The sequence below is a fragment of the Hyunsoonleella aquatilis genome (genome assembly GCF_014270105.1).
Lineage (GTDB): Bacteria > Bacteroidota > Bacteroidia > Flavobacteriales > Flavobacteriaceae > Jejuia > Jejuia aquatilis.
On the sequence record NZ_JACNMF010000007.1, the window covers coordinates 23,074 to 49,847 of the forward strand.

Annotated in this window: 27 protein-coding genes; 13 read left to right on the plus strand and 14 right to left on the minus strand. The window is 38.0% G+C overall.

All coding sequences use genetic code 11. The features are described 5' to 3' along the window. Positions 1-4: 4 nt before the first annotated feature. Positions 5-1,339, minus strand: a complete 1,335-nt coding sequence (gene tilS / locus H7U19_RS16145; RefSeq protein ID WP_343069115.1) for a tRNA lysidine(34) synthetase TilS — start codon at positions 1,337-1,339, stop codon at positions 5-7. A 99-nt stretch (positions 1,340-1,438) separates the two neighbouring features. On the opposite strand from tilS, the gene H7U19_RS16150 reads away from it, so the two are divergent. Beyond that, the gene (locus tag H7U19_RS16150) at positions 1,439-2,131 is read left to right on the plus strand and encodes a hypothetical protein (protein ID WP_186563920.1); all 693 of its coding nucleotides are present in this window, start codon (positions 1,439-1,441) and stop codon (positions 2,129-2,131) included. Here H7U19_RS16150 and H7U19_RS16155 read toward each other — a convergent pair. Next, entirely contained in the window at positions 2,128-3,435 is a 1,308-nt protein-coding gene (locus H7U19_RS16155) for an anthranilate synthase component I family protein (protein WP_186563921.1), read from the minus strand. The genes H7U19_RS16150 and H7U19_RS16155 overlap by 4 nt on opposite strands. Before the next feature lie 80 nt (positions 3,436-3,515). Here H7U19_RS16155 and H7U19_RS16160 point away from each other — a divergent pair, with 80 nt between their 5' ends. Beyond that, positions 3,516-4,403 (plus strand): aldose 1-epimerase family protein, encoded by an 888-nt coding sequence (locus H7U19_RS16160; protein ID WP_186563922.1) that lies wholly within the window; start codon positions 3,516-3,518, stop codon positions 4,401-4,403. 41 nt (positions 4,404-4,444) lie between these two features. Next, the gene (locus tag H7U19_RS16165; protein ID WP_186563923.1) at positions 4,445-5,797 is read left to right on the plus strand and encodes a DEAD/DEAH box helicase; all 1,353 of its coding nucleotides are present in this window, start codon (positions 4,445-4,447) and stop codon (positions 5,795-5,797) included. A 109-nt stretch (positions 5,798-5,906) separates the two neighbouring features. On the opposite strand, the gene H7U19_RS16170 is transcribed toward H7U19_RS16165, so the two are convergent. Continuing rightward, positions 5,907-6,311, minus strand: a complete 405-nt coding sequence (locus H7U19_RS16170; RefSeq protein ID WP_186563924.1) for a MotA/TolQ/ExbB proton channel family protein — start codon at positions 6,309-6,311, stop codon at positions 5,907-5,909. A gap of 10 nt (positions 6,312-6,321) precedes the next feature. Continuing rightward, entirely contained in the window at positions 6,322-7,650 is a 1,329-nt protein-coding gene (locus tag H7U19_RS16175) for a serine hydrolase domain-containing protein (RefSeq protein WP_186563925.1), read from the minus strand. Between the two features lie 190 nt (positions 7,651-7,840). Here H7U19_RS16175 and H7U19_RS16180 point away from each other — a divergent pair, with 190 nt between their 5' ends. Both H7U19_RS16180 and H7U19_RS16185 read left to right on the plus strand, forming a co-directional pair. Continuing rightward, the gene (locus tag H7U19_RS16180) at positions 7,841-8,893 is read left to right on the plus strand and encodes a sensor histidine kinase (protein WP_186563926.1); all 1,053 of its coding nucleotides are present in this window, start codon (positions 7,841-7,843) and stop codon (positions 8,891-8,893) included. Between the two features lie 3 nt (positions 8,894-8,896). Then, complete coding sequence (locus tag H7U19_RS16185; RefSeq protein ID WP_186563927.1) at positions 8,897-9,613, plus strand: LytR/AlgR family response regulator transcription factor; 717 nt, start codon at positions 8,897-8,899, stop codon at positions 9,611-9,613. A gap of 210 nt (positions 9,614-9,823) precedes the next feature. On the opposite strand, the gene H7U19_RS16190 is transcribed toward H7U19_RS16185, so the two are convergent. The 3 genes from H7U19_RS16190 to H7U19_RS16200 are packed head-to-tail and all read right to left on the minus strand — an operon-like array spanning position 9,824 to position 11,430. Continuing rightward, a complete protein-coding gene (locus H7U19_RS16190; protein ID WP_186563928.1) occupies positions 9,824-10,651 on the minus strand; it encodes a mechanosensitive ion channel family protein in 828 nt (275 codons plus the stop codon). 12 nt (positions 10,652-10,663) lie between these two features. Beyond that, entirely contained in the window at positions 10,664-10,858 is a 195-nt protein-coding gene (locus H7U19_RS16195; RefSeq protein ID WP_186563929.1) for a hypothetical protein, read from the minus strand. Beyond that, complete coding sequence (locus H7U19_RS16200) at positions 10,858-11,430, minus strand: RNA polymerase sigma factor (RefSeq protein WP_186563930.1); 573 nt, start codon at positions 11,428-11,430, stop codon at positions 10,858-10,860. The genes H7U19_RS16195 and H7U19_RS16200 overlap by 1 nt, the downstream gene beginning before the upstream one ends. A 227-nt stretch (positions 11,431-11,657) precedes the next feature. On the opposite strand from H7U19_RS16200, the gene H7U19_RS16815 reads away from it, so the two are divergent. Both H7U19_RS16815 and H7U19_RS16820 read left to right on the plus strand, forming a co-directional pair. Continuing rightward, positions 11,658-12,638 carry a tetratricopeptide repeat protein gene (locus tag H7U19_RS16815; RefSeq protein WP_222597459.1) on the plus strand — a complete coding sequence of 327 codons (981 nt, stop codon included), beginning with the start codon at positions 11,658-11,660 and terminating at the stop codon, positions 12,636-12,638. 10 nt (positions 12,639-12,648) lie between these two features. Next, on the plus strand, positions 12,649-13,368 hold the full coding sequence (locus H7U19_RS16820) for a tetratricopeptide repeat protein (protein WP_222597460.1): 720 nt from the start codon (positions 12,649-12,651) through the stop codon (positions 13,366-13,368). Between the two features lie 5 nt (positions 13,369-13,373). On the opposite strand, the gene H7U19_RS16210 is transcribed toward H7U19_RS16820, so the two are convergent. The 6 genes from H7U19_RS16210 to lpdA all read right to left on the minus strand — a co-directional run bounded on the left by H7U19_RS16210 (position 13,374) and on the right by lpdA (position 21,339). Then, a complete protein-coding gene (locus tag H7U19_RS16210) occupies positions 13,374-14,216 on the minus strand; it encodes a DUF4249 domain-containing protein (RefSeq protein WP_186563931.1) in 843 nt (280 codons plus the stop codon). A 3-nt stretch (positions 14,217-14,219) separates the two neighbouring features. Further along, on the minus strand, positions 14,220-16,598 hold the full coding sequence (locus H7U19_RS16215; RefSeq protein ID WP_186563932.1) for a TonB-dependent receptor: 2,379 nt from the start codon (positions 16,596-16,598) through the stop codon (positions 14,220-14,222). Positions 16,599-16,675: 77 nt separating this feature from the next. Continuing rightward, positions 16,676-17,668 (minus strand): hypothetical protein, encoded by a 993-nt coding sequence (locus H7U19_RS16220; RefSeq protein ID WP_186563933.1) that lies wholly within the window; start codon positions 17,666-17,668, stop codon positions 16,676-16,678. A gap of 2 nt (positions 17,669-17,670) precedes the next feature. Continuing rightward, positions 17,671-19,068: a VWA domain-containing protein gene (locus H7U19_RS16225; protein WP_186563934.1), complete on the minus strand. Its 1,398-nt coding sequence runs from the start codon at positions 19,066-19,068 to the stop codon at positions 17,671-17,673. 198 nt (positions 19,069-19,266) lie between these two features. Continuing rightward, positions 19,267-19,872 (minus strand): DUF922 domain-containing protein, encoded by a 606-nt coding sequence (locus H7U19_RS16230; protein ID WP_186563935.1) that lies wholly within the window; start codon positions 19,870-19,872, stop codon positions 19,267-19,269. A gap of 66 nt (positions 19,873-19,938) precedes the next feature. After that, on the minus strand, positions 19,939-21,339 hold the full coding sequence (gene lpdA, locus H7U19_RS16235; RefSeq protein WP_186563936.1) for a dihydrolipoyl dehydrogenase: 1,401 nt from the start codon (positions 21,337-21,339) through the stop codon (positions 19,939-19,941). Positions 21,340-21,616: 277 nt separating this feature from the next. Here lpdA and H7U19_RS16240 point away from each other — a divergent pair, with 277 nt between their 5' ends. The 4 genes from H7U19_RS16240 to H7U19_RS16255 all read left to right on the plus strand — a co-directional run bounded on the left by H7U19_RS16240 (position 21,617) and on the right by H7U19_RS16255 (position 23,685). After that, complete coding sequence (locus tag H7U19_RS16240) at positions 21,617-21,823, plus strand: dodecin (protein ID WP_186563937.1); 207 nt, start codon at positions 21,617-21,619, stop codon at positions 21,821-21,823. A 38-nt stretch (positions 21,824-21,861) separates the two neighbouring features. Continuing rightward, positions 21,862-22,320, plus strand: coding sequence for an SsrA-binding protein SmpB (smpB, locus tag H7U19_RS16245; RefSeq protein WP_186563938.1), 459 nt, complete (start codon positions 21,862-21,864; stop codon positions 22,318-22,320). A gap of 251 nt (positions 22,321-22,571) precedes the next feature. Beyond that, positions 22,572-23,129, plus strand: a complete 558-nt coding sequence (locus H7U19_RS16250) for a hypothetical protein (RefSeq protein ID WP_186563939.1) — start codon at positions 22,572-22,574, stop codon at positions 23,127-23,129. A 7-nt stretch (positions 23,130-23,136) separates the two neighbouring features. Continuing rightward, positions 23,137-23,685: a pyridoxamine 5'-phosphate oxidase family protein gene (locus H7U19_RS16255; RefSeq protein WP_186563940.1), complete on the plus strand. Its 549-nt coding sequence runs from the start codon at positions 23,137-23,139 to the stop codon at positions 23,683-23,685. A 58-nt stretch (positions 23,686-23,743) separates the two neighbouring features. Here the strand turns inward: H7U19_RS16255 and H7U19_RS16260 are convergent, their stop codons facing one another. Next, positions 23,744-24,388 (minus strand): protein-L-isoaspartate(D-aspartate) O-methyltransferase, encoded by a 645-nt coding sequence (locus H7U19_RS16260; protein WP_186563941.1) that lies wholly within the window; start codon positions 24,386-24,388, stop codon positions 23,744-23,746. 367 nt (positions 24,389-24,755) lie between these two features. Here H7U19_RS16260 and H7U19_RS16265 point away from each other — a divergent pair, with 367 nt between their 5' ends. Both H7U19_RS16265 and H7U19_RS16270 read left to right on the plus strand, forming a co-directional pair. Then, positions 24,756-25,715, plus strand: a complete 960-nt coding sequence (locus H7U19_RS16265) for a Gfo/Idh/MocA family protein (RefSeq protein WP_186563942.1) — start codon at positions 24,756-24,758, stop codon at positions 25,713-25,715. Positions 25,716-25,837: 122 nt separating this feature from the next. After that, positions 25,838-26,728: a 3-hydroxyacyl-CoA dehydrogenase family protein gene (locus H7U19_RS16270; protein ID WP_186563943.1), complete on the plus strand. Its 891-nt coding sequence runs from the start codon at positions 25,838-25,840 to the stop codon at positions 26,726-26,728. Positions 26,729-26,774: the final 46 nt, after the last annotated feature.

The window sequence follows — 26,774 nt, forward strand, 5'->3', positions numbered from 1 at the left end:
CAAGTTAGATTAATTTAATTTTTAGGATTTGTTTGGTTTCAACAGTCACCTTAAAACGACCATCCGCTCGATGACTCACCACCCAAACAATGGCATCACCAGAACACAACAACCAAGTCTGCTCTTTTTCCAAAAGCGACATCTTTTCATCCTTAAAATATTTGCTCAACTTCTTTTTACCTTTCATTCCCAATGGATAAAAAATATCACCTTGTTGTTTTTTTCTGAGCTTTAATGGGTATTTCAGCTTGTCTTTATCAACATAAATGGTATTGGATTCATGCTTTAAAATAGCATCAGCTTCATCAAAAAATAAAATACCAATAGGTGTTTCTTTTTTTGTTTCTTCTTCTGAAATTAGAATATCTTCATCATCTTCAGATTGGATCGGACTTAACAATAAGTACTCGCGGTTTTTTATCAATCGATGGGTATTTGAAAACACTTGCTTTCCAGTTTCAGCATCCAACAAATTTAAAACGTCATTCCATTCAGTAAAACCAAATTCTTTTAGTGATTCAAATAAATAAGGCTTAGGGTTTGCCAAATTTTTGAATTCAGCAATTTTAAATCTCACTTGGCTATCGCTTATGTTTTCGATGGCTTTGTTTAAAAACTCATCTATGCTTTCTTTTATTATTACAGAGGAATCATTTAAATTACCTAAAGTAGTCTGAAAACTTTGCAACAAACTTGGATTGATTTCTTTTAGAATAGGCACCACTTCGTGACGTAATTTATTCCGAAGATATTTTACAGATGCATTACTGCTGTCATCTCGCCACTTGATATTATTCTCTTTGGCATACTTTAAAATAGCTTCACTTGAAAAAGGTAACAAAGGGCGCACAAATTTGCCATTGACTTCAGGAATCCCTGTTAAACCTTCCAGCCCCGTACCTCTTGTGAAATTGATCAAAAACGTTTCTAAATTATCATCTGCATGGTGGGCAGTCAAAATATAATCGAACTGCATTTGTCCGGCCAACTCGGTAAACCAATTATAGCGTAATTCACGCGCCGCCATTTGAATGGACCGTTTATTATCTTCAGCATATGCCTGAGTATCAAATCGCTGTACAAACACCTCTAAATCCAAATCTTCGCCCAACTCTAAAACAAAGTCTTCATCCGCATCACTTTCCATTCCACGTAAATTGAAATTGCAATGGGCCAAGGCAATATTTAAATTCGATTTGTGGCATAAATGAGTTAAAACTGCGCTGTCCATACCTCCGGAAATAGCGACTAAAATCCTTGCTTCTTTTAGAAAATTCAATTGAGACTTTATGTGCGTCTTAAACCGTTCCAGCATAACTTCAAATATACGACTTTGCATAGGATATAAGTATTATAAATCGATTTTCATATGACAAAAATCATGCGCTCGTTTTGGTGCTTTCGTACCTTTAAACAGGCAATTAAAAACATTGAAATCATGTGCACAATAGACCAATTAAACGATAGATCCACTAAAATTGAATTCGACAAAAAAGTGGTTTCGGTTACCCAACATTTACAGGCTTACGTAAAACACCGGTTGTATGTTGCTGAATCGACCAAAATTGTTCCTAGGAACATGTACAGATCCAACGATATCATAGATGAAGGCATTGCAAAGTTTTATGAAAAAGGCTATAATATTGATGCAGAAACACCTGAAATAAAAATTGAACTTTTTAAAATTGTAGATGCCGATTTGGATGAACTTTTTCAGAAGGAAGCTTTTCACCAAAATACGATGAGCACTACTGGTATTTTGGAAGACGAGTTGGACGGTTTGGATGAGCAATTTACTGTTGATGAGGATTTTGATTTCGTGATGCACGAAGAACTTAGTGATATTTCCTATCATCAGAACGACAGGGATAAACATGTTTTTGTTTATGATGATAATAATGTACAGATTCAAAATGCGTTCGATATCTCTGATATTTCCACTAGGCGCACCAAACATCTTTTGGGAAAATTCTATACTTGGCTTCCATTGAGGGTGTCGGATATCGTAGATTTATTTGTATTCGGAAAATTGAGTTTTGAGGATATCTCTAAAATCAAAAATATAGAGGTAAAGCGGGTAGAACGTATTTTAGAACTGGTGATAGAAGACTTTAAGGAGCACCTAAATTAGTTTTCCAAAACCTCACGCATCGCTTTAGCTTTAATTAGACATTCTTCGTATTCTTTCAATGGATCACTTTTCGCGGTAATGGCTCCCCCAACGGAATAGGAAATGTATTCTTTTGATTCATTATAAAGAATGCTGCGAATTACCACATTAAAATCAAAATTGCCTTCAGGATCAAAATAACCAATAGCACCTGAATACAAGCCACGCTTGGTCTCCTCTAGGGCTTCGATGATTTTCATGGCCGAAATCTTTGGAGCTCCAGTCATACTACCCATAGGGAAAGTACTTTTGATAATATCAACCGGATGTGTTTTGCTGTCCACTTTTGAGGTTACCGTAGATATCATCTGGTGCACCTGATCAAAAGTGTAAACCTTGCATAATTCTTCAACCTTTACCGTTCCCTTTAATGCTGTTTTTGAAAGGTCGTTGCGCACCAAATCGGTAATCATAATGTTCTCGCTTTGCTCTTTTTCATCGTTTTGCAAAGCGGTCTTTAATTGCAAATCTTCCTCTGGATTTTTTGAACGTTTTGCTGTACCTTTTATCGGTTGAGAAATGATGGTTTCATTTTTTCTTTTAATATAACGTTCAGGCGAAGCACACAACGCATATCTATCATAAAGTTTAACGAAGGAAGCAAAGGGCGGATTAGAAATAGCATTCAAGTTTTGATAGGTTTCCAAAGGATGGATGCAGGTGTTTTCCGCATAAAATTCCTGGCAGAAATTCACTTCGTAAATATCACCTCGATGGATATGCTCAAGTATTCTATTAACTTTATTAAAATACTCGTCCTTGTGAATTTTTAGTTTGATTTTTACATTATCGCATGCACTTCGACTGCGCTCAGTGTGAAAATCACCGTTCAATATACAATCAAAATCTTCTTCAAGCTCATCATCAACTGAATTTAAATACTTAATTTCAAGCTGATTGCGTTTCAAAAAAAACAATTTTTTAGGTTGAAAAAAATACAAATCAGGGAAGTCCAAGTCATCATCGTTCGTCGAAACTAAATCCTCAACATCATTTTTTAAATCGTATGTCAGAAAGCCAAAAACCCATTCATTTGTGGTGCTTTGGTACTCCTTCAGTTTCTCAAAACCATCTGAAAAATCAGTTTGGATACTCGTAAAGGCATCCACCGCTAAAATCGCATCATAGCTCGAATATTTTTGGTTCCCATTTCCGTCGGGATTAGAATCCAACCAAACCACATCATCAAATTGTTGTGCCCAATGCAATAATTGGTGCTTAAACGTTTCAACATCTGCTATGCTACGGTTGCGGGTTGTTCTCAATTTTAAAAATTCAAAAAGCAAAGGTACTTTAAATACTTAAAAATTCGTGTTTTTTGTATCTTACTCAAAAATGAAAGTCCATGCATCATTTAGAGAATGACAAACTGAAAATAGCCGTAAAACCAACCGGTGCGGAACTTTGTGGCATACGTTCGATAAAACGTAAAACCGATTTTATGTGGGACGCCAATCCCAATGTTTGGGGAAGCTATGCGCCCAATCTGTTCCCTATTGTTGGTGGACTAAAGGACAATACCTATCAATTTGAAGGCAAAACGTATCAACTGCCACGACATGGTTTTTTTAGGCATAGCGAAGCGATTAAACTTTTGGGAGAAACTGAAAATAGTTTAACCTTTGGATTGACCTATAACGAAGATACCCTAAAAGTTTATCCGTTTAAGTTTGAATTTCAGATTACATTCACATTGAAGGATAACACTGTAAAGTTGTTACATATCATCAAAAATTTAGATGACCAACCCCTATACTTTTCCATGGGAGGGCATCCCGCCTTTAAATGTCCCGTGTTTCAAAATGAAGATTATGAGGATTATTATTTAGAGTTTGAACATTCCGAAACCTCAAAAATACATCTTTTGAACAGTGCCGGACTGTTTTCATCGGAAACCAGACCGATGCTAGAAAACACCAAGAAAATACCTTTATCCCACAACTTGTTTAATGACGATGCCCTGATTTTTAAGGATTTGAAATCTAAAAAAGTAGCTTTAAAGAGCCAAAATCAAGGTGAAATATTATCGGTTAGCTATCACGATTTTGACTATTTGGGGATATGGGCAAAACCCAATGGCGATTATGTGTGTATAGAACCTTGGCTTGGCATTGCCGATTCAGAAAACACCGATCAAAACTTTACCACCAAGGAAGGCATCCTTCAATTGAATGCGAATGATACTTTTAGGGCTACGTACCATATCGAAATTAATGAAGCCCTTTTGGTCTAACCCGTTTATTACCCTTAACTTTGTTGGCTAAACAGTTTGATTTGAACTTTCAAGACCTCAATCTAAACACACCTCTTTATAATGCCCTGGATGATTTGGGATTTTCCACCCCCACTCCAATTCAAGCAGAGGCTTTTAACGTGGTTGCATCCGGAAGGGATGTTGTGGGTATTGCCCAAACGGGTACGGGCAAAACTTTTGCCTACATGTTGCCTATTCTCCGCAATTTAAAATTTTCTAAGCAGGATAATCCGCGGGTGCTGGTTTTAGTGCCAACTAGGGAATTGGTGGTGCAAGTTGTTGAGGAAATTGAAAAGCTGTCCAAATACATTAACAACCGTGTTTTGGGGGTTTACGGAGGCACCAATATCAATACGCAAAAACAGGCTGTTGCACAAGGTTTGGATATTATCGTGGCCACCCCAGGGCGTTTATACGATTTGGCCGTAAGTCGAGTTTTACAACTTAAGTCCATTCAAAAATTGGTAATTGATGAGGTAGATGTGATGCTAGATTTAGGCTTTAGCCACCAACTGGTGAATATTTTTGATATCCTTCCCGAACGCAGACAAAACATCATGTTTTCGGCTACAATGACCCAAGACGTTGATGAGTTGATTTCTGATTTTTTTAGAAGCCCTATTCGCATTTCCATTGCAGTTTCTGGAACACCTTTGGAAAATATTTCCCAAAACCGCTACAAAGTGCCTAACTTTTATACGAAACTGAATTTGTTGATACATTTATTAAATGCTGTAGATGAATTCAACAAAGTGTTGATTTTTGTAGCTTATAAACGGATGGCGGATCGCCTATTTGAAAAACTGGAGGCACATTTTAACAACGATATCTGCGTGATTCATTCCAATAAAACACAAAATTACCGCTTGCGAAGCATTGAAGCTTTTGGTTCAGGTGAGCATCGTATTTTAATTGCTACGGATGTGATGGCGCGTGGATTGGATATCCACAATATTTCGCATGTGATTAATTTTGACACGCCAGAATATCCCGAAAATTATATGCACCGTATCGGAAGAACTGGTCGTGCGGAGCGTAAAGGTGAAGCATTGGTATTTTCTACTGAAAAAGAACAGGAAGCGATTGAAAAGATTGAGGCATTGATGCAAATGGAAATCCCAGTTTTAGAGTTACCTGAAACCGTTGAAATCTCCACCGAATTAATAGATGAAGAACGTCCACAACTCAAAGAACGGAACAACCCAACCAAACGCCCGGACGAAGATACTCCGGGGCCAGCCTTCCATGAAAAAAAGGACAAAAACAAAAAGGTAAATCTGGGAGGTTCCTATCGCCGGGAAATGGCCAAAAAATACAAAAAGCCTAAAAGTCGTGGAGATAAAAATGCGAATCGGAAACGGAAAAGGAAGTAACCTTTGCTAAATTCCGAATGAAAAAGAGCTTCAAATTGAAGCCCTTTTATATTTTTTGATTTCAATCGAAATTCGCTGTTATCCGTCCTTGCCCTAACAAATTAAAGCATCACCCCTTTTGCAAACCCCTTAAAATGATAATACCAATTCTTGGAAGAACAAAGGTAATGCAACCAAAGAGGGATGTTAAAAATGCCACCTTAAGTCCACCTGCCATCATTTGTTGACTTATATTGCCCAAAGCCTCTATAGCATCAAAAGCTTCAATCATGCCAATTATGGATCCCATAAATCCCAATACTAAGCCTAGTAAGCTAGCATCTGAAGCTAAAAGTGTCATTTTTTTAGACCTATTAATGTTCTTTTTTAAGTTTAGGAATCCCATAGTCAAAAAAAACAGTGCCAGTAACAAGCTAATTAAAATCAGAAACATAAAGAAGGGACCACCTTCTTGGAATCGTTTTGACAACTCTGAGGACAAACTTTGAACAAATGGTGAAATAGTATTAATCATACTTATAAATTTATTGTTTTTTTGTGAAAAGCTTGGGGGCCGAAGTTTGATCATTGAAGAGCACCGTATTATTTTCTAGATCAAACTTTAAAGTCACTCCCATTGATTCAAATGAAAATTCATCCTTCTTTGTTGCAACCAAGTTATTTAACTGTTCAGCATTCGGCCCTGCTCGTAAAGTTTTTCCTTTAGCCACAAAAAATAAATCGAAAGGAAATTCACTATTTTCATAAATACCTTCGTAGCGTTTTACCTCTTCTTCTGACAATTCAATTCTATTAAAATTGGGCATTTGAAAAGTCTTACCTTCGGAAGCATCTAAAGCATGAAAAACCATAGCTTGAGTAGCATATTTAGTGGCATTCGAGGTGACTGCTACCGCAGTTTTTGTTTCAGGAGCATAAAGTAAGAAGGCCTGAAAACCATCAATAGCTCCTCCATGTCCATAAATGGTCCGTTCTCCTTTTTTCATGAACATTATACCACTACAATAAGGATCCTTAGACAATCCTGTCATAGCCTCAAAACTATTTGGGCTTATTAATTCATTATTAAAAAGTGCATTTATAAAAATTACCATATCGGTTGTATTGGAAACAATGGCTCCTGCTCCTGCCGGATTACTTATATGTGTTTCCCTTGCCTGTTTTAGTTTTCCCTTTTTAATATAATAAGACTGACATTCTCCATTTTCAATATCTATCAAGCCTCCATAATACGTGTTTTCTAAATTTAACTTATCCGTTATTTTATCTTTTAGAATATCTCCATATAATTTACCTTCAATGCTTTCAAGAATAAATCCCAGAAGTATATAATTAGTATTGCTATAAGCATTTTTTTCACCTGATTCAAAATTCACTTTGTGACTTTTTATTCTATCTAACATTTTTTCTTGTGATGATGGCCTAACCATCCATTCATGAAAATCAGGCTCTTCTGTTACATTAAACAACCCACTGCTATGATTTAGAAGATTCGCTATTGATATTTTAGAAGCATTTGGAATTTCAGGATAAAATTTAGACAACTTATCATTTAAAAATAGTTTATTTTCATCAATCAATTGAAAAATCATGGTTGCCGTAAAAATTTTTGTAACAGACCCTATTCTATACTTTGATTTTTCGGTAGCTTCTTTTTGCCCATTTTCAGTTTTATACTGAAAACCTATAGCATTAGTATACTCCATTTTTCCATTTTTCATTACTGCAATACTTCCCATAGTCTTATTTTTAGATTCTAATAGGCTAAAAAGAGAATCTAACTGTTTATACTTTTCTTGTTGAGAAAAGCATGTCGTACTCAAAACAAGCAAGAGGATTAAGAGTTTTTTCATTTGTTTATATTTTATGTGAGATATAAAACAAACTTAGCACACATGCTAACTCTAAGAATAGAAATGCGATAGATTACAGATTTAAGGCACTAAATAGCCTAATGCAGAAACCCGTCCTAAACCCGTTACTCGTCTACAAAAATGATAGTGGCTTAACAAAATATGGTATTATTGTAGCTTAATATAAGTCATGAAACCCGTTAAACTCGCTTTAAAAAAAATAGCTCAGATTGTTTTGCACATACTCTTTTGGTCTGGTGTGCTCCTGTTCTATACTTATTTTTTTGGGTTTGATAGTGAAGACTTCAGCTATATCCTCTCCTTTTCGCTTTTTTTAATGCCCATTACTATTGCTACTACCTACGTGTCGATTTACAAATTAATTCCCGATTATCTTTTTACGAAGCAATACGTTCGCTTTGCATTTTACAGTTTAAGTACGTTTATTATCTCAACGTATCTTATTGTTATTTCGGTGATTTATGGGCTAGTGTACCTATCAAATTTTCAATACACCAACATGGCGCCTATTAGCCGTAGTCTGCTTTTTGTGGCCATAGCAGTTTATATGGTCGTCATCATTGCCAGCGGTTATAAACTTCTAAAACTGAACATAAAGCACTCGCAACAAACCAGTAAACTGGAAAAGAAGATTTTGGAAGCGCAGTTAAAACTGAAAGAGCAAGAATTGAATTATTTAAAGATGCAGATTCATCCCCATTTCCTGTTCAATACGTTGAATACCATGTACGGTTTCGCATTAAAAAAGGCTAACGAAACCCCAGAAATGATTTTGAAACTTTCTAATTTGCTGGACTATTTATTGTATAAAGTAGATAAACCTTTTGTTTTATTAACTGAAGATATTGAGCACATTAAGGATTATATCGAGTTGGAAAAAATGCGGTTCAATAAAACCTTGAATATTGATTTTACAACGAACAATATTTCTGAAGACATCAAAATAGCGCCTATGCTACTCCTCCCTTTTATTGAAAATAGTTTTAAGCACGGTGCCATTAAGAACGGAAGCCTTGATATCACTTCTAACATTAATTGCAAAAATGGAGCTATTCATTTTTACATCGAAAACACAACTTCGGAAGAGGAAACATTAAAAAAAGGTATTGGATTGACCAACATTAAAAAACGATTGGACTTGCTATATAAAGATAATTACGACCTAAAAATTGTTCGCAAAAATGGTATTTTTAAGGCGAATCTCATACTTCAAAACATTTAATATTTGGGCCAAAATAAAAACATATCGTGTTTAATTATTGATGACGAAGCCATTGCACAAGAAATCATTGCTTCTCACCTTTCTAAAATTCCCAATATTAAAACCGTTGAAAGTTGCAACAATGCCATTGAAGGTTTTAGTTACTTAAGGGACAACCATGTTGATTTGGTTTTCTTGGATATTAATATGCCCGAAATATCCGGGATTTCTTTTGCCAAATCCATTGGCAAAGACATCAAAATAATTTTTACCACGGCTTATCGAGACTTTGCTGTAGAGGGTTTTGAACTTCAGGCGGTTGATTATCTTTTAAAGCCCATATCCTTTGAAAGGTTATTAAAAGCGGTGAACAATTATTTTGACATTTATGGGGACTCCAATTCTGATGCATATCAGGAATCAAATATGAATGATTTTATGTTTGTAAGGGCGGACAGACGTATGATAAAAGTAGATTTTGAAGACATCGTTTATGTTGAAAGTTACAGTGATTATATCAAGATTCATTTGGCCAATGAAACCATAGTGACACGAGAAACCATAAGCACTATGGAAGCCAAATTACCAAATAAGGCTTTTTTGAGAATCCACCGTTCTTATATCATTGCGCTGAAACATATTTCGTCATTTACCAACGAAGAAATCACGATACACAAAACGGCATTAACTATTAGCCGAAGCTACAAAAAACATGTTCTGGAAGTCCTGGAAAAGTTTTAAAAATAGTCATTCCAGCTCGGATAGGTTTAGGAAACCAATTTTGGCCTTCAAACTAGAATAGCTTTTTGCGTTTAATAATTCCCAAATTTATTCTAGATAGTTTCAAAAACAAAAATCCCTTTCCAAATAATTGAAAAGGGATGATAAGATGTAGAGAGCCGTTTCGGCATCCAGAAAAGTAACCAACCAAATTTTAACCCTAACTTAAAGTTAATCCTGAATGCTTACTTGACTCTCTACAATGTCTTTGATAGGCACTACCAGTTTGCCCTGTCTTGTTTTTAAGGTAACCGAAATACCATCGATGGATTCCACCTCACCCTTAATATCGTTAAACTCTATTTTTTGACCAATTTCGTATGTTTTTCTGGCATAAAACGTTTTTAATAATTCGCCTACCACTTTTTGAGCACCGAATCCGAAGGCCAATGAAAAGGCCAGCAAAAAGGCCGCCAAGATCATAGTGATGTTACTCGTGATAATTTCAGTATCCACACCCGCTTGGTTAAGCGCAGTAATGGAAACAAAGGTCAAAATGATAAAGAACACCACTTGGCTGATGATTTTTGCCCCGGACAAGTCCATGGATTCAAAAAAGGAACGGATGCCTTTTTTTATCAAATTTGCTAATATCAATCCTACCGTAAAAATTACCAATGCGGTAAACAACTGGGGCAAGTACCCAAGGAGTTCACTAATTCTTTCAGAAATCATGGTCAAATCCATGACATCCAAGGCCATAATCAGCAACATGATATACATGACCCATTTCACAAATTTTGAAACGATTTTTACCGTATCAAACTGCAATTTTTTGCCTTCAACAATTTCTATTTCGTTTATCTTGTCGTCCAATTTATCGGCTTTAGCCAGTTTTAGCGCCTTTTTAACAATGCGAACGATAAACTTTGTTAAAAGCCAACCCACAAATAGCAATACAAAGACTGCCAAAAGATTTAGCAATACCTGAGCCACATCGGGCCACAAGGTGGTCAATGATTCTAGGGCTTTATCTTTCCATGATGTAATTTTATCCATGATTTAAAAAAATTAAGTTAGGTTTTGGTTATTTTCTTTATTCCTGTTTTTTACAACAGTTTCAATAATATCACCGATATTATATGAGAACAATGCGGCAAGCTCCATGATCAACTTAGCCATGGCAATATCGCTCATTACCTTAGACTTCAGTTCTGGCGGAACTTCCTTGATAGGTTGGTTTATATGTTTAAATGGATTCTCCATTAATTAAAGTTCTCGTTATATACTGTTACTAGCTTATCCTTTGCGCGTTTAATTCTCATTTTAACCGCACTTTCTCCAATACCTAAAACACTTTCAATTTCCTTTATTGTTAGGAAATCCTGGTATTTCAACAACAAAATCATTTTCTCTTCTGGAGAAATCAGTTCCAAAGCGACTTTCAATTGATCCACCCTCATATCCACAAAACTATTGTCATCTTCCTCTTCTGAAAGGTTTTCGATGTCCTTGTAGTCCACCGACTGCTTTTCAAACTTTTTAGCTGTATTTCGGGTAACGTAATTTACACAATGATTATACGTAAACGCATATAACCATGTTGAAAATTTAGATTTCCCTTTAAAACTGGCCAGCTTGACAAAGAGCTTCAAAAATACGTCTTGGGTCAAATCCTTGGCCTCATCCGCATCCTTTGCAAAACCGTAACATTTGTTATAAACCAACGAGGCATATCTATCATACAACACCTCGAAAAGCAATGTGTCGTTGGTTTTAACAATTGCCTTTACCAGATCCTCGTCCGATTGTTTATTAATGTCGTTTAGGGTTTCCAATTATAGCGTTTCGCTAGTTGATTAGTTTTAAGACACAGTGGTTTTGAAAAAGTCACTTCCAAACTGCAAAAAAAGTAAAATTTATATGATTATGTACTAAAAAACTGCTAATAAGATACGCATTCCATACTCACGCTTCAGCTTTAAATTTTTCTCATTTGTGCAGAATACTAAAATTTTAGTAAATTACAAATTATTAAAAGATTAACAATCAAATACTTACACAAGTGAAACATCTAACCCTAATTTTAGCCACACTAATTCTGCTCTGTTCATGTAAAAAAAACAAAGAAACACAAGAAGTTACTGAACCGAAAACAACCATCAATTCCAGATACGCATGCGTACCTCAAGTTACGGATGCTGAGTGGTATAAGGGGAACAATGTTGCTCCTTTATTAGACGGGTATGATGTGATTGACTACCCTATTAGTACAAAAAACAATTTGGCACAGCAATATTTTAATCAAGGTATGGCTTTGGCTTATGCGTTTAATCATGCCGAGGCGGCACGGTCATTTTATTATGCCTCCAAATTGGATCCAGAGTGTGCCATGACACATTGGGGTTTTGCATATGTTTTGGGACCAAATTACAACGCTGGCATGGAACCCGATAATTATGAACGCGCTTATGAGGCGATTCAAAAAGCAAAAGCCCTTTCATCCAATGCAACGGAAAAAGAAAAGGCATTTATTGAAGCCATGGCGTTGCGCTATGCCCCCGAAGCTCCTGAGGACAGAAGCCAATTGGATATTGATTATTCCAAGGCCATGAAAAAACTATTCGAAAAATATCCCAATGATACCGAAATCAGTTCATTATATGCCGAATCCATTATGAACTTGCACCCATGGGATTTGTATAATGAAATAGGCAAACCAAAACCTTGGACTCCAGAAATCGTAACCCTTTTGGAAAAACTGATAGCACAAAATCCGGGGCATCCAGGGGCTCACCATTTTTATATTCATGCCGTTGAAGCGTCAAACACGCCTGAGCGCTCCTACCCATCGGCAAAGGCTTTTGATGATGGTTTGGTATCCGGATCTGGGCATTTATTGCACATGCCCTCCCATACCTATATTCGAACTGGGGACTACCACAAAGGTACGCTATCCAATATTGCGGCCGTAAAAGCAGATAGTGCTTATGTTACTACCTGTCACGCTCAAGGCGCCTACCCTTTAGCTTATTACCCCCCATAATTATCATTTTATGGCTGCCACGGCAACATTGGAGGGCAATAGCCATTGGGCCATGATTGGAGCCAATAAAGTATCAGAACATGTGCACCCTGAAATTATGGCAGCACCTGGTTGGGGCACCTTGCAACACTACTATACCATTCCGTATTACGTAGCCGTGAAATTCGAAAAATGGGATGATATTCTAAATATGAAGTTGGAAACATACAACCTTAAATACCCCAAGGCTATTCGACATTATGCGGAAGGCATGGCCTATTTAGGGAAGGGTGAAATTGAAAAGGCAAAATTAGAGCTTTCGGCTTTGGAAACTTTGGCCAAAGATGAATCCATCAGTGAAATAACGGTTTGGGACATTAATTCTGTATATGAGTTAGTGCAAATAGCCGAAAAGGTTTTAACGGCTGAAATTCTTGCACACGAAAAAGATTATGATGCCAGCATTGTTTTATTAAAAGAGGCAGTTGCAATGGAGGATGCCTTAAATTACAACGAACCACCAGATTGGTTTTTCTCCATCCGACATCACCTAGGAAAAGTTTTAATGCTGAATGGGCAACACCGATTGGCTATTGAAACCTATCTTGAGGATTTGAAGCGGTTACCGAAAAACGGTTGGGCATACCACGGTATTAAAATGGCGTATGAAAACCTGAAGGATGAAACCAACACTGCTAAATATCAAAAACTATTTGATGAAAGCTGGCAACATGCTGATTTTAAGCTCTAACTTATTTATTGAAACGTATAGCTGGCATACACCACTTGTACCAATCTGAAATACCCAAAAGCATAATTATCGGGGTTTGTGGCATTAATCACATTCCCTTTTAAACGGGCAGGAACGGTACCAAAGGGGTTTTCGGCATTTTCATACTGGTCAATCAGCAAATCAATGTAGTTGAAATATTGTTTAGATACTCCATAAAAACTAATGAACGCGGTATCCCCGGGTTCAAATTCTTCTTCTCCCGAGTCCTCATCGTCCTCTTTTTCAAAAAACACCTTCATTCTATTACCATCGGTAAATTCATCAGGAATCGCTAATAATTCGGGGAGCAAATCTCCTTGCTCCTCAAATCGAAACAAATAGAAATTTTCTTCATTTGGCGGGTCATTAAAATAGATATCTACTTCCAATGCGTCGCCATCAAATCCGCCTTCCCTCGCTTGGCTTATTTCATCAATATCTACCACTGGTGTCATGGTTTCCTGTGCCGTATAGGTTTCGCCATTATGAATAATCTCAAGCGTGTAGGACTGATTCAATTGTGGTACAAATTCAAAAGTGCTATAGATTCCATCACCTTGATGGGATAAAATAAATTCCTGATTGGAAGTATCATTGGTAATCTTGACACTAGCGTCGGTGACGGCTGTATCAGTCAAATTCTCGAAAAAAGGAGTAGACATACTTAGTTTTACAGTCTGAAGGGCACCTGAGGTACTTTTCTCCCAATCTATAGAAGCTTCCACCACCAATCTTGGCGGTGCTTCGGGCACATCCACATCAATCACATCCGTACATGCGGTAAATAAAAAACTAGCAACGATATATCTTAAAATGTGATGCTTCATAACTTAAAACTTAAAATTATAGGATAGTGCAGGCACAATCCCAAAAATTGCCGTCCTTGTGGCTTCATTGGCTCCCGTTTCCCTGTTTTGCCCAAAGGCAATGGAGGCCGCATTTTTGCGATTGTAAATATTATAAATACCGAATACCCACTCTCCTTTCCAACGCCTATCCGGCTTTCGATTGGGCACCCAAGTGGCCGAAACATCAATACGATGGTAATTTGGAAGTCGACTGGAGTTTCTATCGGAAAAATTTGCAATGTTCAAACCTTCATAGGTGTACTGCCCATCGGGATAAGTTACCGGCCTTCCGGTTTGATAAATTGCATTGGCTCCAAAAGTCCATTTATCATTCAACTTATAGCTTGCGGTGACGGACACATCATGGGTGCGGTCATGCGGTGCATAATACCAATTGCCGTTATTAATACCCGGGCCACCTGAGGCACCTCCCGGCGTACGCTGTTCTGCCTTAGAAATCGTGTAAGCCAGCCATCCCGTGAAATCCCCTTTATTCTTTCTTAGTAAAAACTCCAAACCGTAAGCCCTTAATTCGCCATTTAAAATTTCAGTTTCAATGGTATTCTGACCAATTAAATCTGAGCCATCTACATAATCGATGCGATTGTCCACGGTTTTGTAGTAAGCCTCTACCTCCAAGGAATATGCTTCATCCTTAAAGTTTTTAAAATAACCGAGAGAATACTGGTCAGACAATTGCGGTTTGATGAATTTACCACTCGGCGTCCAAACGTCCAATGGGGTAACCGAAAGCGTATTGGACAATAAATGAATATACTGCGCCGTGTGGCTGTAGCCCGCTTTTATGGAGGTATTATTATTTAATTGGTAAGAAACTGCCAATCGGGGCTCCAAATTACCGTAGGTTTTGATAGTTTCATCCTTATCGTAAACCCGTTCTCCCAAGATATTACCTTCTTCATAGATGCCCAAAGTAGGGTTATAGACCACAGCCAGGCCATTTTGATACTCATTTAAAGGTTGACCTCCTCTTCTGATGAAATAGCTGTAGCGTACTCCATAAGCTGCAGTCAATTTATCGCTGATTTTATGTTCTGCACTAATGTATAATCCGTTTTCAAATGCCCTTTTTTGATCCAGCAACAATGGGTTAATCGGCGAAGTATCGGATGTGGGGTTGATTTCACCAGGATTGAAATCATACAAAATGGCATTCAATCCAAAATCTATCTGTAATTTTTCATTTTTGAAATAACTCAAATCATATTTGATGTTATAGTTTTCAATTTCAGAAATCCAATCAAATTCAAAGGATTTAAAATCCAAGAGATAATCATATTTGCTATAAATTAGGGACAAATTTGAAAACAAACGGTCGTTAAAAACGTGGTTCCATCTTAAGTTGCCCGAGGCATTTCCGTACCCACTATCGAAATTTGCGCCGAAATTAAAGTCGTCCCTGCCGAAATAACCCGACAAATACAACTTATTATTCGCATTGATGTTATAATTGGTCTTCAGATTTAAGTCATAAAATTTGGCGCTGTTCTCCAAATCCGAAGCCTCCAAAAACAAGTGGGCATAGGAGCCCCGTCCAGCCACCAAAAATGAACCCTTTTGGTTGAACAAAGGCCCTTCGGCAGACAATCGGCTTGAAATGAGCCCCAGTCCTCCGTTCAGTTCAAATCTCTTGCTGTTACCATCCTTTTGGCGCACATCCAACACCGAAGACACCCGTCCTCCAAACCTCGCTGGGATTCCTCCACGATACAACTTGATATCTTTGATAGCATCGGTATTAAAAACCGAGAACAATCCAAACAAATGAGACGTGTTGTAGATAATAGCTTCATCGAGCAACACCAAATTTTGATCGGCCGCCCCTCCGCGCACATTAAATCCCGTAGAGGCCTCGGCAACGCTGGTAACACCCGGTAACAATTGAATGGATTTAATAATATCTGTTTCGCCCAAAACCACCGGCATCTTTTCGATGGCTCCCATTTTTAGCTTGGTAACGCTCATTTGAGGACTTTTGATATTTAGCCTGTCGGATTCCTCAGCAATCACCACAACCTCATCCAACTCAGTGGAGGCTTCGGCTATTTCAAAGTCTATTTTTTGATTAGAATTTAGGCTCACCTGTTTTACAGAAGTGGAGTATCCCACATATGACACCACCAACTTATAGTCGCCTTCATCAGCGGTAATAGAATAAAACCCGTATTCATTGGTGATAGCCCCAACAGTAGTACCTTCAAAAAACACTGAAGCCCCAAAAACTGTTTCCCCGTTAGACGCGTCGGTAACCGTACCGCTAATCGTAAATTTTTCCTGAGCGGAAACAAAAATAGATGTGCATAATAACGTTAGAAAACACAATAGTTTTGGGCAATTCATAAACCAAGTTTCAGAACTGCAAAAATAAGGAATTTAGACTGCTTTGTTTAAACAAAATGTTAAATTATTAAACAATTCTAACTCAACAAGTTATACCTAATTAGAAACTCCCCATCTTTTGTCCATTGTATCCACCCTTTACCAACAGTATCAAAACCATGGTTAATTAGCTCAACATGCATCCAGTTTCTGGTTATCCTAACCGGCTTCATAAAACTATGCGGTATGGACACTTTTCCTGCATGTTCCAAGGGCTTTACATAAACAGTCTGTGTTTGGGGATTTATAAATTCCACGCTATGCACACCAAGCAAAAACTCGGGCCAATAGGCAATCCTGCCTTGATATTTATCAACAAAAGACGTTCTGTTGGTGAGGTTGTTCACACGAACTTCAACAAAATCCTGAGTGACCGATTTCACCTTAAAATACAGCATATCGTAATCTAACTTAAGATGATCGGGCATTAACCACGACGGGGCAGTAGCAATTTCAAAACCGCCGTATTCCCTTTTTTTAAAGGTGATGCTGTCAATAGGTGCATGTTCCAATCTGGATTTTTGAAAATTAGGGTTGCCGTAGAAATACAAAGCTTTACTTTCTGAAATATTTGGAGCAAACATACCCAAACCTGCATCTTTTTTATCTTGTTCAGAACCATTAACCAACATCGCCATAGGTTTGGATTTTACATTGGAATCCACAGGTGAGGTTGGTGTCGTGGGCTTTGGTTTTCTTTTTTCGAATTGCTCCCGTTCCAATTCCTTCGCCTTTTGTTTTTCTTTATATTTTAAATGGGCATTTACCCAAAATCCTACAATGCAAATCCCCAAAACAATATTGCCCCAAAAAATTAGTTTTCTTTTGGATTTATAAACGATGAATATCGCCAAAACCAGACCGATTAGCCCAGCAACCACACCATAACTCAACACAATAGCGCCACCGGCCAAACCTTGATTTTTCCCAGCTTCTACCATCCCGGCATAGTATAGCCCGATAAAAAATGAGAAAATGCTCATCAAAAAGTAAAACAGAATACTATAGCCTTTAAATACGTGATGTGCCATGATTAAAAGTTTATGATTTCAGTTATGGTTTCCCCAGCCTTCACTTCAATGGTAAAGGTTTTATTATGCCCTTTATGTTTTCCCAGAGTAGTCATTTTTATTTCATAAGTCCCGGGATTCAAAATAAATCGTCTTGGATTATTGTTTTCGGAAGTGTAAGTCCTACTACTTGCCACATTCTTGTTTGAAGTTTTTTCTATGACCTTCACCACAGCATCCACAAGTTCACCACCACTTTTTGCACCTATCATCGCTATACCCGATTCGAAATTGTGTACCACATCAATGGTTTTTCCAGGCTCAATATTAACATCTTCTATAATATATTCCGTTTCGTGGCCTTTGATTTGCAACGCCTGAACCTTGATATCATATACACCTGCATTCACTTCCAAAACCCGTGCTTTTCCATAAGTCCGACTTCCTGTAACAAATGTACCATCTTGGGTGTATACCCTGCAGGTGCTGTCCCAGCTTTCACCATTGTTCGTCGTAGTAACGCTAACTTTCCCACCGTCAAAACTTATGGTTTGGTGCCCCATTTCGCCTTCTTTGCTCTCAACATCAATAGCAATCCCTTTAATTTTTGAATTTTCCAATGGACGGGCATTTAAGCTATATTTTCCAGCAGGCAAATACAAAAATGCCGTATCACGATACGTTCTTACCGCATCAATTTCTTTTTCAGTACCTGCCTCAATAGCCTTAACCCAAGCATCCACCGGCTCACCATTTTTAGTGGCATATACTGAAAAATTCCCTTCGGGGTCATCCACGGTTTCTGATGTGGCTTCAATCAGTACGTCGCCCAAACCATCGGCATTATTGGCATCGTAATAATCCCCGTCACCGGTAGTGGCCGCACACTTTAGCTGTTCCTTTTCGCCTTCTTTCAGTCCAAATCCGACAATATGTAATTTGAAGTCAATACCTTCTAATTTAGCCTTGGAAACGATATCGCAAATATCGCCATCGCAGGATTCAATCCCATCGGTTATCAAAATGATGGTGGCCTTGGTTTTAGACTGCCTAAGGGAATTTATGGCCATGTTTGCCGAACGGGCCAAAGGCGTTTTCCCTAGAGCATTAAGGCCTTTTACGGTACTCGTCACCTTCTCTTTTGAATTGTTGGACAAATCCACCATGTATTCAATATCGTTACAATCGCCTTTTCGGTTATGGCCATACACTAATAAACCGATGTTTTGGTTTTCAGGTAGATTGTTGACAGTAGCGGTAAGTACTTCCGCGGCAATTTGCTTTTTGGTGCTATTTTGAAGTTGCCCCCACATGGAGCCACTAGCATCATAAATAAAAAGAATGGGGGATAATTCTTGCTGTTGGGCGTTAATATGAAAACAGAAGCAAAGTGCAATGAGGGAAAGGATTATTTTTTTCATGAAGGGTGGATTATTTATTGGTTATATTCAATAGCTAAACCAAAAATAAGCAAGGGCCAAATCCAAAGCGACTGGTAATTTATTACGAAAGACAATTATTTTCCTTAAAGGAAGTATTAGCAAATTTGGGAAATTTCCGCACCTAAATATAACAAATAAACACCCTAAAAGCCAAGCTTTTATAAACATGAAAATAATTTATTTTTGTTTATACAAATTGTAACTACTAAGTTCTGACTTAACTATTGAATCCCATTCCTCTTGAGCATCTCTATCTATGCCATGCACTGTTAAACTGTCATATTCCTTCTGACGGTTTTCATATTCATATTTAATCTTTCGCAACATATCCCATATTTCTTCTTCTTCTTTATAAGACGCTACTCCAACTTCTTTTAACACCTTTCTTATTTTTCGGGCATAAATTTCAGTAATGTCAAAATGAAGTTGTTCATGCTTTAGGAGATTATCAGATTCTTCTCCTGATAAAACCCAACTCTCAAATTGATTAAACACTGCTGTAACGGAAAGGCTTCCATTTGCAAATAGATTTGGCGTATTGCCCTTGAAATGTATCGACGAAATAGTTACAGCATTTGAATTGGGAAAGTTTATAGTATCCGGTTTTCCTTTAAAGTCTTCCCATTTTAGTTTTCTATATGAAGACCACTCTATTTCAGTTTCAGTTTGCTCAAATTTTCTAAGGTTTATTTCAGAAGTCAAATCGCTTGGTGTCCCACTTCTCAATTCATGAAAACTCAGAACTAGTATGGCACAAATAATGGATAGACTTATTTGTTTCATTTCTTAAAGAAAAAAAAGCAACCCAAAACTAGGTTGCTTTTCAATATATATTAAAAAAACAATTCTTTAAACATGTAACGGCCTATTATCGGTAGCCGCTAAAGCCGCTTCTTTTATAGCCTCCGTAAACGTTGGGTGCGCATGCGACATTCTTGAAATATCTTCAGCAGAAGCGCGATACTCCATCGCCACCACAGCCTCGGCAATCATATCGGCCGCTCTGGCACCAATCATGTGTACCCCTAAAATTTCATCAGTAGTTTTATCGGCTAGGATTTTTACAAAACCATCAATATCCATGCTCGCTCTGGCCCTTCCCAAGGCACGCATTGGGAACTGACCAACTTTATAATCCACCCCAGCTTCTTTCAATTGCTCCTCGGTCTTGCCGACGGCTGCAACTTCTGGCCAAGTATAAACCACACCCGGTATTAAATTATAATCAATATGCGGTTTTTGACCTGCCATGGTTTCGGCAACAAACACGCCTTCTTCCTCGGCTTTGTGAGCCAACATCGCCCCTTTTACCACATCTCCAATCGCATAAATGTTTGTCGCTGAAGTTTGCAAATGATCGTTCACTTCTACCCGGCCTCTGTCATCCAATTTTATGCCAGCGGCTTCCGCATTTAAGCCATCCGTGTATGGGCGACGACCAACGGATACCAAACAATAATCGCCTTTGAACTCTACTTCTTCACCTTTCTTATTGTCTGCTTTTACGATAACCTCATCGCCTTTTCTTTCCACAGATTTCACTTTATGTGATACCTGCATCGAGAATTTTGCCTTTTTAAATACCTTGTTCAATTCCTTGGATAATCCACCATCCATCGTTGGAATAATGCGGTCCATATATTCAATTACAGTTACTTCAGAACCCAGTCTTCTATAGACCTGGCCCAATTCTAAACCGATAACTCCCCCACCGATAATAATCAAATGCTTGGGAATCTCTTTCAATTTTAAGGCTTCAGTTGAAGTAATAATGCGTTCTTTGTCAATTTCGATAAAGGGCAAGGTCGATGGTTTACTTCCCGTGGCAATGATGGTCTTTTTAGCTTCAATTTCAACAGTTTCTTCTCCAGAAACTGTAATATGGGTAGCATCCTTAAAACTCCCCATGCCATGAAATACTTCGATATTATTCTTCTTCATTAAGAAATCGATACCTCCGGTAGTCTGGTCAACAACAGCCTGTTTCCGGGCAATCATTTTTTCAAGATTTACCTTTACATCTCCAGGAATTTCAATGCCATGCTCCTCAAAATGTTTTATGGCATCTTCATAATGATGGGACGAATCCAAAAGAGCCTTACTAGGAATACAGCCCACATTTAGGCAAGTACCCCCAAGCGTATTATATTTTTCGATAATTGCGGTTTTCATACCCAGTTGCGCACAGCGAATGGCAGCAACATATCCTCCAGGACCAGAACCAATAACGGCTACGTCAAATGACTTCATAAAATTGATTTGTTTTTGGAAGTGAATTATACTTTTTCCATTTGTTAAAAAATTGCCCGTTTTTCCCCATTTTTTGTCTTTTTCGCATTCCGTAGCCCTGCTAAGCAATTTAAAAAAGTCTTCAAATGAACAAAAACGGCCTAATTTTCACTTAAACGCAAAAAACATAAACCACTTCCGGTTTCTAAAAAAGCAGATACAAAAATACAAATTTGATTTTCCCAAATCCTATTTTTCGTATCTTTTAAAGTGATAAATCAACTAAAATATTAGAATCATGGAAGATCACATTTACAAAAAAATCGAAATCGTCGGCACATCAGCAGTTTCAAGTGATGACGCCGTGCAAAATGCCATTGCAAAAGCCTCAAAAACAATTGATAACCTCCGTTGGTTTGAAGTTATAGAGTCTCGAGGCAATATAAAAAATGGAAAAGTAGAACATTGGCAAGTCACCGTTAAATTAGGGTTTACGATGAAATAATTCCAAATTAACCTCATATTTTATGTAGTTTTGCCGTCATGCAAAAATCGGTGAACATACAAAACAGAAAGGCCCGTTTTCAATACGAGATATTGGACAAATACATGGCTGGCATTGTGTTGACCGGTACCGAAATAAAATCCATCCGCAGTGGCAAGGCTTCCATTGCCGAGAGTTTTTGTGAGTTTAATGACCGCATGGAATTGTTTGTGGTAAACATGACCATTGAGGAATATGCTTTTGGCACCCATTACAACCACAAGCCCAAGGCCACAAGAAAACTGTTGCTCAATAAAAAGGAGCTTAAAAAATTACAGAAAGAGGTTCAAAATACGGGGTTGACCATTATTCCATTGCGCTTATTTATCAACGATAAGGGCTTTGCAAAATTGGACATTGCCCTTGCCAGAGGTAAAAAACTCTACGATAAACGCGAAACTATAAAGGACCGCGATAATAAAAGAAACTTGGACAGGATTAAGAAAATCTACAAATAATATTAAATTCCAAAAGACAAAACCCGAACTTTAACTGAGTACAGCTGTCATTCCTGCGAAAGCAGGAATCCACTAGGAATGGCTGTGGTGGATTCCGCATCAAGTGCGGAATGACAAATCAGAGTAAGAAGTTCTCGATACATCCCAACGAAACCTGTTGGGACACTCGAACAGGCATTTTGGAATAATTTAAGAGGATATTAACCGTTATAGGGTTTCGATTTAGTAATTTGTTCCCATAAATTTTTATAATGAAAAAACTAGTCCTACTACTTTGTTTGTGCGCATTCTCGCTACCTTCAACTTCACAGAATATTTTTCAAAAAAAGAAAGAAGTCCAAGAAAAATTTAAGATAGACAGCTCCAAAGTTAAAACGCTAGACAAAACGATAAAAGGGCTGTACAAAGTAATTTCAGGTGAAAAGGATGTAGAGCGGAATTGGAAGCAGTTTAAGTTTTTGTTCCACCCGGATGCCAAATTGATTCCCACAGGAAAAAACAGCGAAGACATTTACAAAGCTAAATTTATGAGCCCCTCGGAGTATATCAAAAGCTCAGATAAGTGGCTGAAATTGAATGGCTTTATCGAGAAGGAAATCCACCGAAAGGTAAATGCTTATGGCAATATCGCACATGTATTTAGTACTTATGAATGCTATCACAGCAAGGATGATGAAAAACCTTTTATGCGGGGCATTAACAGCATTCAATTATTGAATGATGGCAAACGTTGGTGGATTATGAATATTTACTGGTCCCAAGAAACTGAAGAAAACCCTATTCCGAAGGCGTATTTACCAAGAAAATGATAAATCTATGGCGAAATTTTTTGATGAAATTACCCCTGAATTAAAAGAGTTTATAGAGGCCCAAAAGATATTTTTTGTGGCCACAGCTGCGGCCGATGGTAGAATCAATTTATCGCCTAAAGGTTTGGCCGACACCTTTAAAGTGATGGATAATAAAAGGGTGCTTTGGTTGAATTTAACTGGAAGTGGCAATGAAACCGCGGCCCATTTGTTACAGAATAATAGGATCACGGTGATGTTTTGCTCTTTTGAAGGCAAGCCATTGATTTTAAGATTATACGGAACCGCTAAAATGTATCACGAAAGGGACAAAGGTTTTCAGGATAACATCCATCTATTTCCCGAAATACCGGGTACGCGACAGATAGTGGATATGACTATTGAAAGTGTACAAACTTCCTGTGGCTATGCCGTGCCTTTTATGGATTTTAAGGAAGAACGCCAACAACTCAATTCTTGGGCAGAAAAGCAAGGCAGGGAACGCATTGAAAATTATTGGAAGGAAAAGAATACGAAAAGTATTGATGGGTTGGAAACGAAGATTCTGGGAGATTAAAATACAAGTCATCCCGAACAGCTAACAGCTAACAGCTAACAGCTAACAGCTAACAAAACTAATTCCTATCCTCCAACAACGGCACAAACCGAAACTCCCCAAACTCGTGCTTTTCAAATTCCTTTGGACCCTTTCGAATAAATAAGGTCATTACCTGCACATCATCACCCACCGGAATAACCAAACGCCCACCATCTTCTTTAAGTTGACTTAACAATGGTTTTGGTACAAAAGGTGCTCCGGCGGTCACAATAATGCTATCAAAAGGCGCTTCTTCCGGCAGTCCTTTATAACCGTCACCGAAAATGAGTTTTTTAGCGCGATAGCCTATTTTGGGTAAAAACTTGCTCGTTTTTTTAAACAATTCCTGTTGGCGCTCAATACTGTAAACCTTAACGCCCAGCTTACATAAGACGGCAGTTTGGTAGCCGCTCCCCGTACCGATTTCCAGTACTTTATCCCCCGGCGAAACTTTTAGCAATTCCGTTTGAAAGGCCACGGTAAACGGTTGCGAAATGGTCTGGTCTGCGGCAATCGGAAAGGCCTTATCCTGATAAGCATGGTCCAAAAATCCGGAGTCCATAAATAAATGCCTCGGAATATCGCCAATGGCCTTCAGCACCTTTTCGTCTGTTATACCCTTGGCGGCTATGGTGTTAACCAATTGCTGTCGCAGTCCTTGATGTTTAAAAGTATCTTTCAATGTTTTCGGGAGGTTATTTCTGCCAAAAATAAAAGAATTTCTTCAAAAGAACTATCGAACTGAGTGTTTAAAAATCTAATACTTCAGTCCAAAATTTTCAAGGAAACGAAATTCTTTTAATCAGATTCCCGATGTCTCGGGAATGACAATCCTGCCTGCCGGCAGGCAGGTTCAACAAGGAAACCTCAACACTAATGTAGAGGAGTTCTTCTTCAAAATACTCAAACATTTTTAAGCTAAAAACAATTTTTTCGGAATTTAAATTTAGTATCTTTAAGCGTTGAAATCATGGCGTATTTTTAAGGAATTTCCGTCGATTTTCACATTAATATTTTACTAATAATAGCTTCGATATAAATATAAAACTATGCTAAAAGCTGGTGTTTTAGGTGCAGGTCACCTTGGAAAAATTCATCTGAGACTGCTCAATCAATCTGAAAAATATGAATTGGTCGGGTTTTACGACCCGGATGCCTCCAATGCGAAAAAAGTAGCGGACGAATTCGGTTATAGACCATTTGATTCTATTGAAGATTTAATAGATGCCGTGGATGTTGTGGATATTGTAACACCCACTTTGTCACACCACGAATGCGCCATTAAAGCTATCACGAAGGGCAGGCATATTTTTATTGAAAAGCCGATTACCAATACCCTTGCCGAGGCCGAAGATATTAGGGCTTTAGTTGCGTTTCACAAAGTAAAAGGCCAAGTGGGCCACGTTGAGCGTTTTAACCCCGCTTTTATTGCTGTGAAAGATGATATCAAATCCCCCATGTTTATCGAGACGCATCGTTTGGCGGAATTTAACCCGAGGGGTACGGATGTACCTGTTGTTTTAGATTTGATGATTCACGATATCGACATTATTTTGAGTACCGTAAAATCTGAAGTGAAACATATTTCTGCCAGTGGTGTTGCAGTCATTAGTGATACGCCGGACATCGCCAATGCCCGTATCGAATTTAAAAATGGATGTGTAGCCAACTTAACAGCCAGCAGAATTTCATTAAAGAAAATGCGCAAAGCACGGTTTTTCCAAAAGGATGCCTATATTTCTGTGGACTTTCTGACCAAAAAATGCGAGGTGGTTAAAATGAAGGATGCCCCAGAAATTCCAGGGGATTTTGATATGATTTTGCAAAATGCTGAAGGGGTTCGGAAGCAAATCTATTTTGATAATCCGAAAATTCCTGACAATAATTCAATTTTGGATGAACTGGAAACCTTTGCCGATGCTATCAACAATGACACTACCCCGGTGGTGACCTTGCATGATGGTACTGAAGCCCTTCGTGTGGCCAATATGATTATTAACCAGTTTTAAAAGAAGCCCCTCCTTCCCGATAGCTATCGGGACTCCCGAAGTGGAGGAATTTTACTCTTGCCCTTATAAATATTATGGATTAATGCATTGAAACTATTACTTTGAGTATTAAACATTAAAATATGAAAAAAGTTGCTGTAATTGGCGCAGGTACCATGGGGAATGGTATTGCTCATACTTTTGCCCAAAACGGATTTGAAGTCTGTTTGATTGATATTAATAAAGATGCTTTAAAGATAGGCTTACAAACCATTGACGCCAATTTGGACCGCATGGTGGCCAAGGAAAAAATCACGGTGCAACAGAAGCAGGATACGCTGGACAATATTGTACCCTTCACCAATATAGAAGAAGGAGTTGATAATGTAACCTTGGTAGTGGAGGCTGCCACCGAAAACTTGGATTTGAAACTAAAGATTTTTAAGGAATTAGATGAGGCCTGCTCTGAAACGGCAATTCTTGCAACCAATACGTCCTCCATTTCGATTACCCAAATTGCGTCGGTGACTTCAAAACCAGAGCGCGTTATTGGCATGCATTTTATGAATCCTGTACCGATTATGCCTCTAGTCGAAATTATAAATGGCTATAACACGAGCAAAGAGGTAACCAAAACCATAATGGATTTGTCGAAAACCCTGGGTAAAGTTCCTGTTGAAGTGAACGATTATCCCGGATTTGTGGCCAATCGTATTTTAATGCCAATGCTTAACGAATCCATTGAAACGCTTTATAACGGAGTTGCAGGGGTTGAAGAAATTGATAACGTTATGAAGCTGGGCATGGCACACCCAATGGGGCCTTTGCAATTGGCTGATTTTATAGGCTTGGACGTCTGTTTGTCTATTTTAAATGTGATGTACGAGGGCTTTAAAAACCCTAAATATGCGCCCTGTCCTCTTTTGGTAAATATGGTTCGTGCTGGTAAACTAGGAGTAAAATCAGGGGAAGGGTTTTATGATTATTCGGAAAATAAGAAAGCTGATAAAGTTGCTTCACAATTTATGAAGTAGCCTTACCCAAAACTGAATACTTAGACTGCGACTGAAAACTAAATTC

Bases quoted from the DNA above. Each gene is read 5' to 3' on its own strand.
- H7U19_RS16255 (WP_186563940.1), top strand. From the start codon at position 23,137: ATGGCGAAATTTTTTGATGAAATTACCCCTGAATTAAAAGAGTTTATA.
- H7U19_RS16265 (WP_186563942.1), top strand. From the start codon at position 24,756: ATGCTAAAAGCTGGTGTTTTAGGTGCAGGTCACCTTGGAAAAATTCAT.
- smpB (WP_186563938.1), top strand. From the start codon at position 21,862: ATGCAAAAATCGGTGAACATACAAAACAGAAAGGCCCGTTTTCAATAC.
- H7U19_RS16250 (WP_186563939.1), top strand. From the start codon at position 22,572: ATGAAAAAACTAGTCCTACTACTTTGTTTGTGCGCATTCTCGCTACCT.
- H7U19_RS16220 (WP_186563933.1), bottom strand. From the start codon at position 17,668: ATGGCACATCACGTATTTAAAGGCTATAGTATTCTGTTTTACTTTTTG.
- H7U19_RS16175 (WP_186563925.1), bottom strand. From the start codon at position 7,650: ATGAAAAAACTCTTAATCCTCTTGCTTGTTTTGAGTACGACATGCTTT.
- lpdA (WP_186563936.1), bottom strand. From the start codon at position 21,339: ATGAAGTCATTTGACGTAGCCGTTATTGGTTCTGGTCCTGGAGGATAT.
- H7U19_RS16820 (WP_222597460.1), top strand. From the start codon at position 12,649: ATGGCTGCCACGGCAACATTGGAGGGCAATAGCCATTGGGCCATGATT.
- H7U19_RS16230 (WP_186563935.1), bottom strand. From the start codon at position 19,872: ATGAAACAAATAAGTCTATCCATTATTTGTGCCATACTAGTTCTGAGT.
- H7U19_RS16210 (WP_186563931.1), bottom strand. From the start codon at position 14,216: ATGAAGCATCACATTTTAAGATATATCGTTGCTAGTTTTTTATTTACC.
- H7U19_RS16150 (WP_186563920.1), top strand. From the start codon at position 1,439: ATGTGCACAATAGACCAATTAAACGATAGATCCACTAAAATTGAATTC.
- H7U19_RS16190 (WP_186563928.1), bottom strand. From the start codon at position 10,651: ATGGATAAAATTACATCATGGAAAGATAAAGCCCTAGAATCATTGACC.
- H7U19_RS16240 (WP_186563937.1), top strand. From the start codon at position 21,617: ATGGAAGATCACATTTACAAAAAAATCGAAATCGTCGGCACATCAGCA.
- H7U19_RS16180 (WP_186563926.1), top strand. From the start codon at position 7,841: ATGAAACCCGTTAAACTCGCTTTAAAAAAAATAGCTCAGATTGTTTTG.
- H7U19_RS16215 (WP_186563932.1), bottom strand. From the start codon at position 16,598: ATGAATTGCCCAAAACTATTGTGTTTTCTAACGTTATTATGCACATCT.
- H7U19_RS16160 (WP_186563922.1), top strand. From the start codon at position 3,516: ATGCATCATTTAGAGAATGACAAACTGAAAATAGCCGTAAAACCAACC.
- tilS (WP_343069115.1), bottom strand. From the start codon at position 1,339: ATGCAAAGTCGTATATTTGAAGTTATGCTGGAACGGTTTAAGACGCAC.
- H7U19_RS16225 (WP_186563934.1), bottom strand. From the start codon at position 19,068: ATGAAAAAAATAATCCTTTCCCTCATTGCACTTTGCTTCTGTTTTCAT.
- H7U19_RS16195 (WP_186563929.1), bottom strand. From the start codon at position 10,858: ATGGAGAATCCATTTAAACATATAAACCAACCTATCAAGGAAGTTCCG.
- H7U19_RS16270 (WP_186563943.1), top strand. From the start codon at position 25,838: ATGAAAAAAGTTGCTGTAATTGGCGCAGGTACCATGGGGAATGGTATT.
- H7U19_RS16170 (WP_186563924.1), bottom strand. From the start codon at position 6,311: ATGATTAATACTATTTCACCATTTGTTCAAAGTTTGTCCTCAGAGTTG.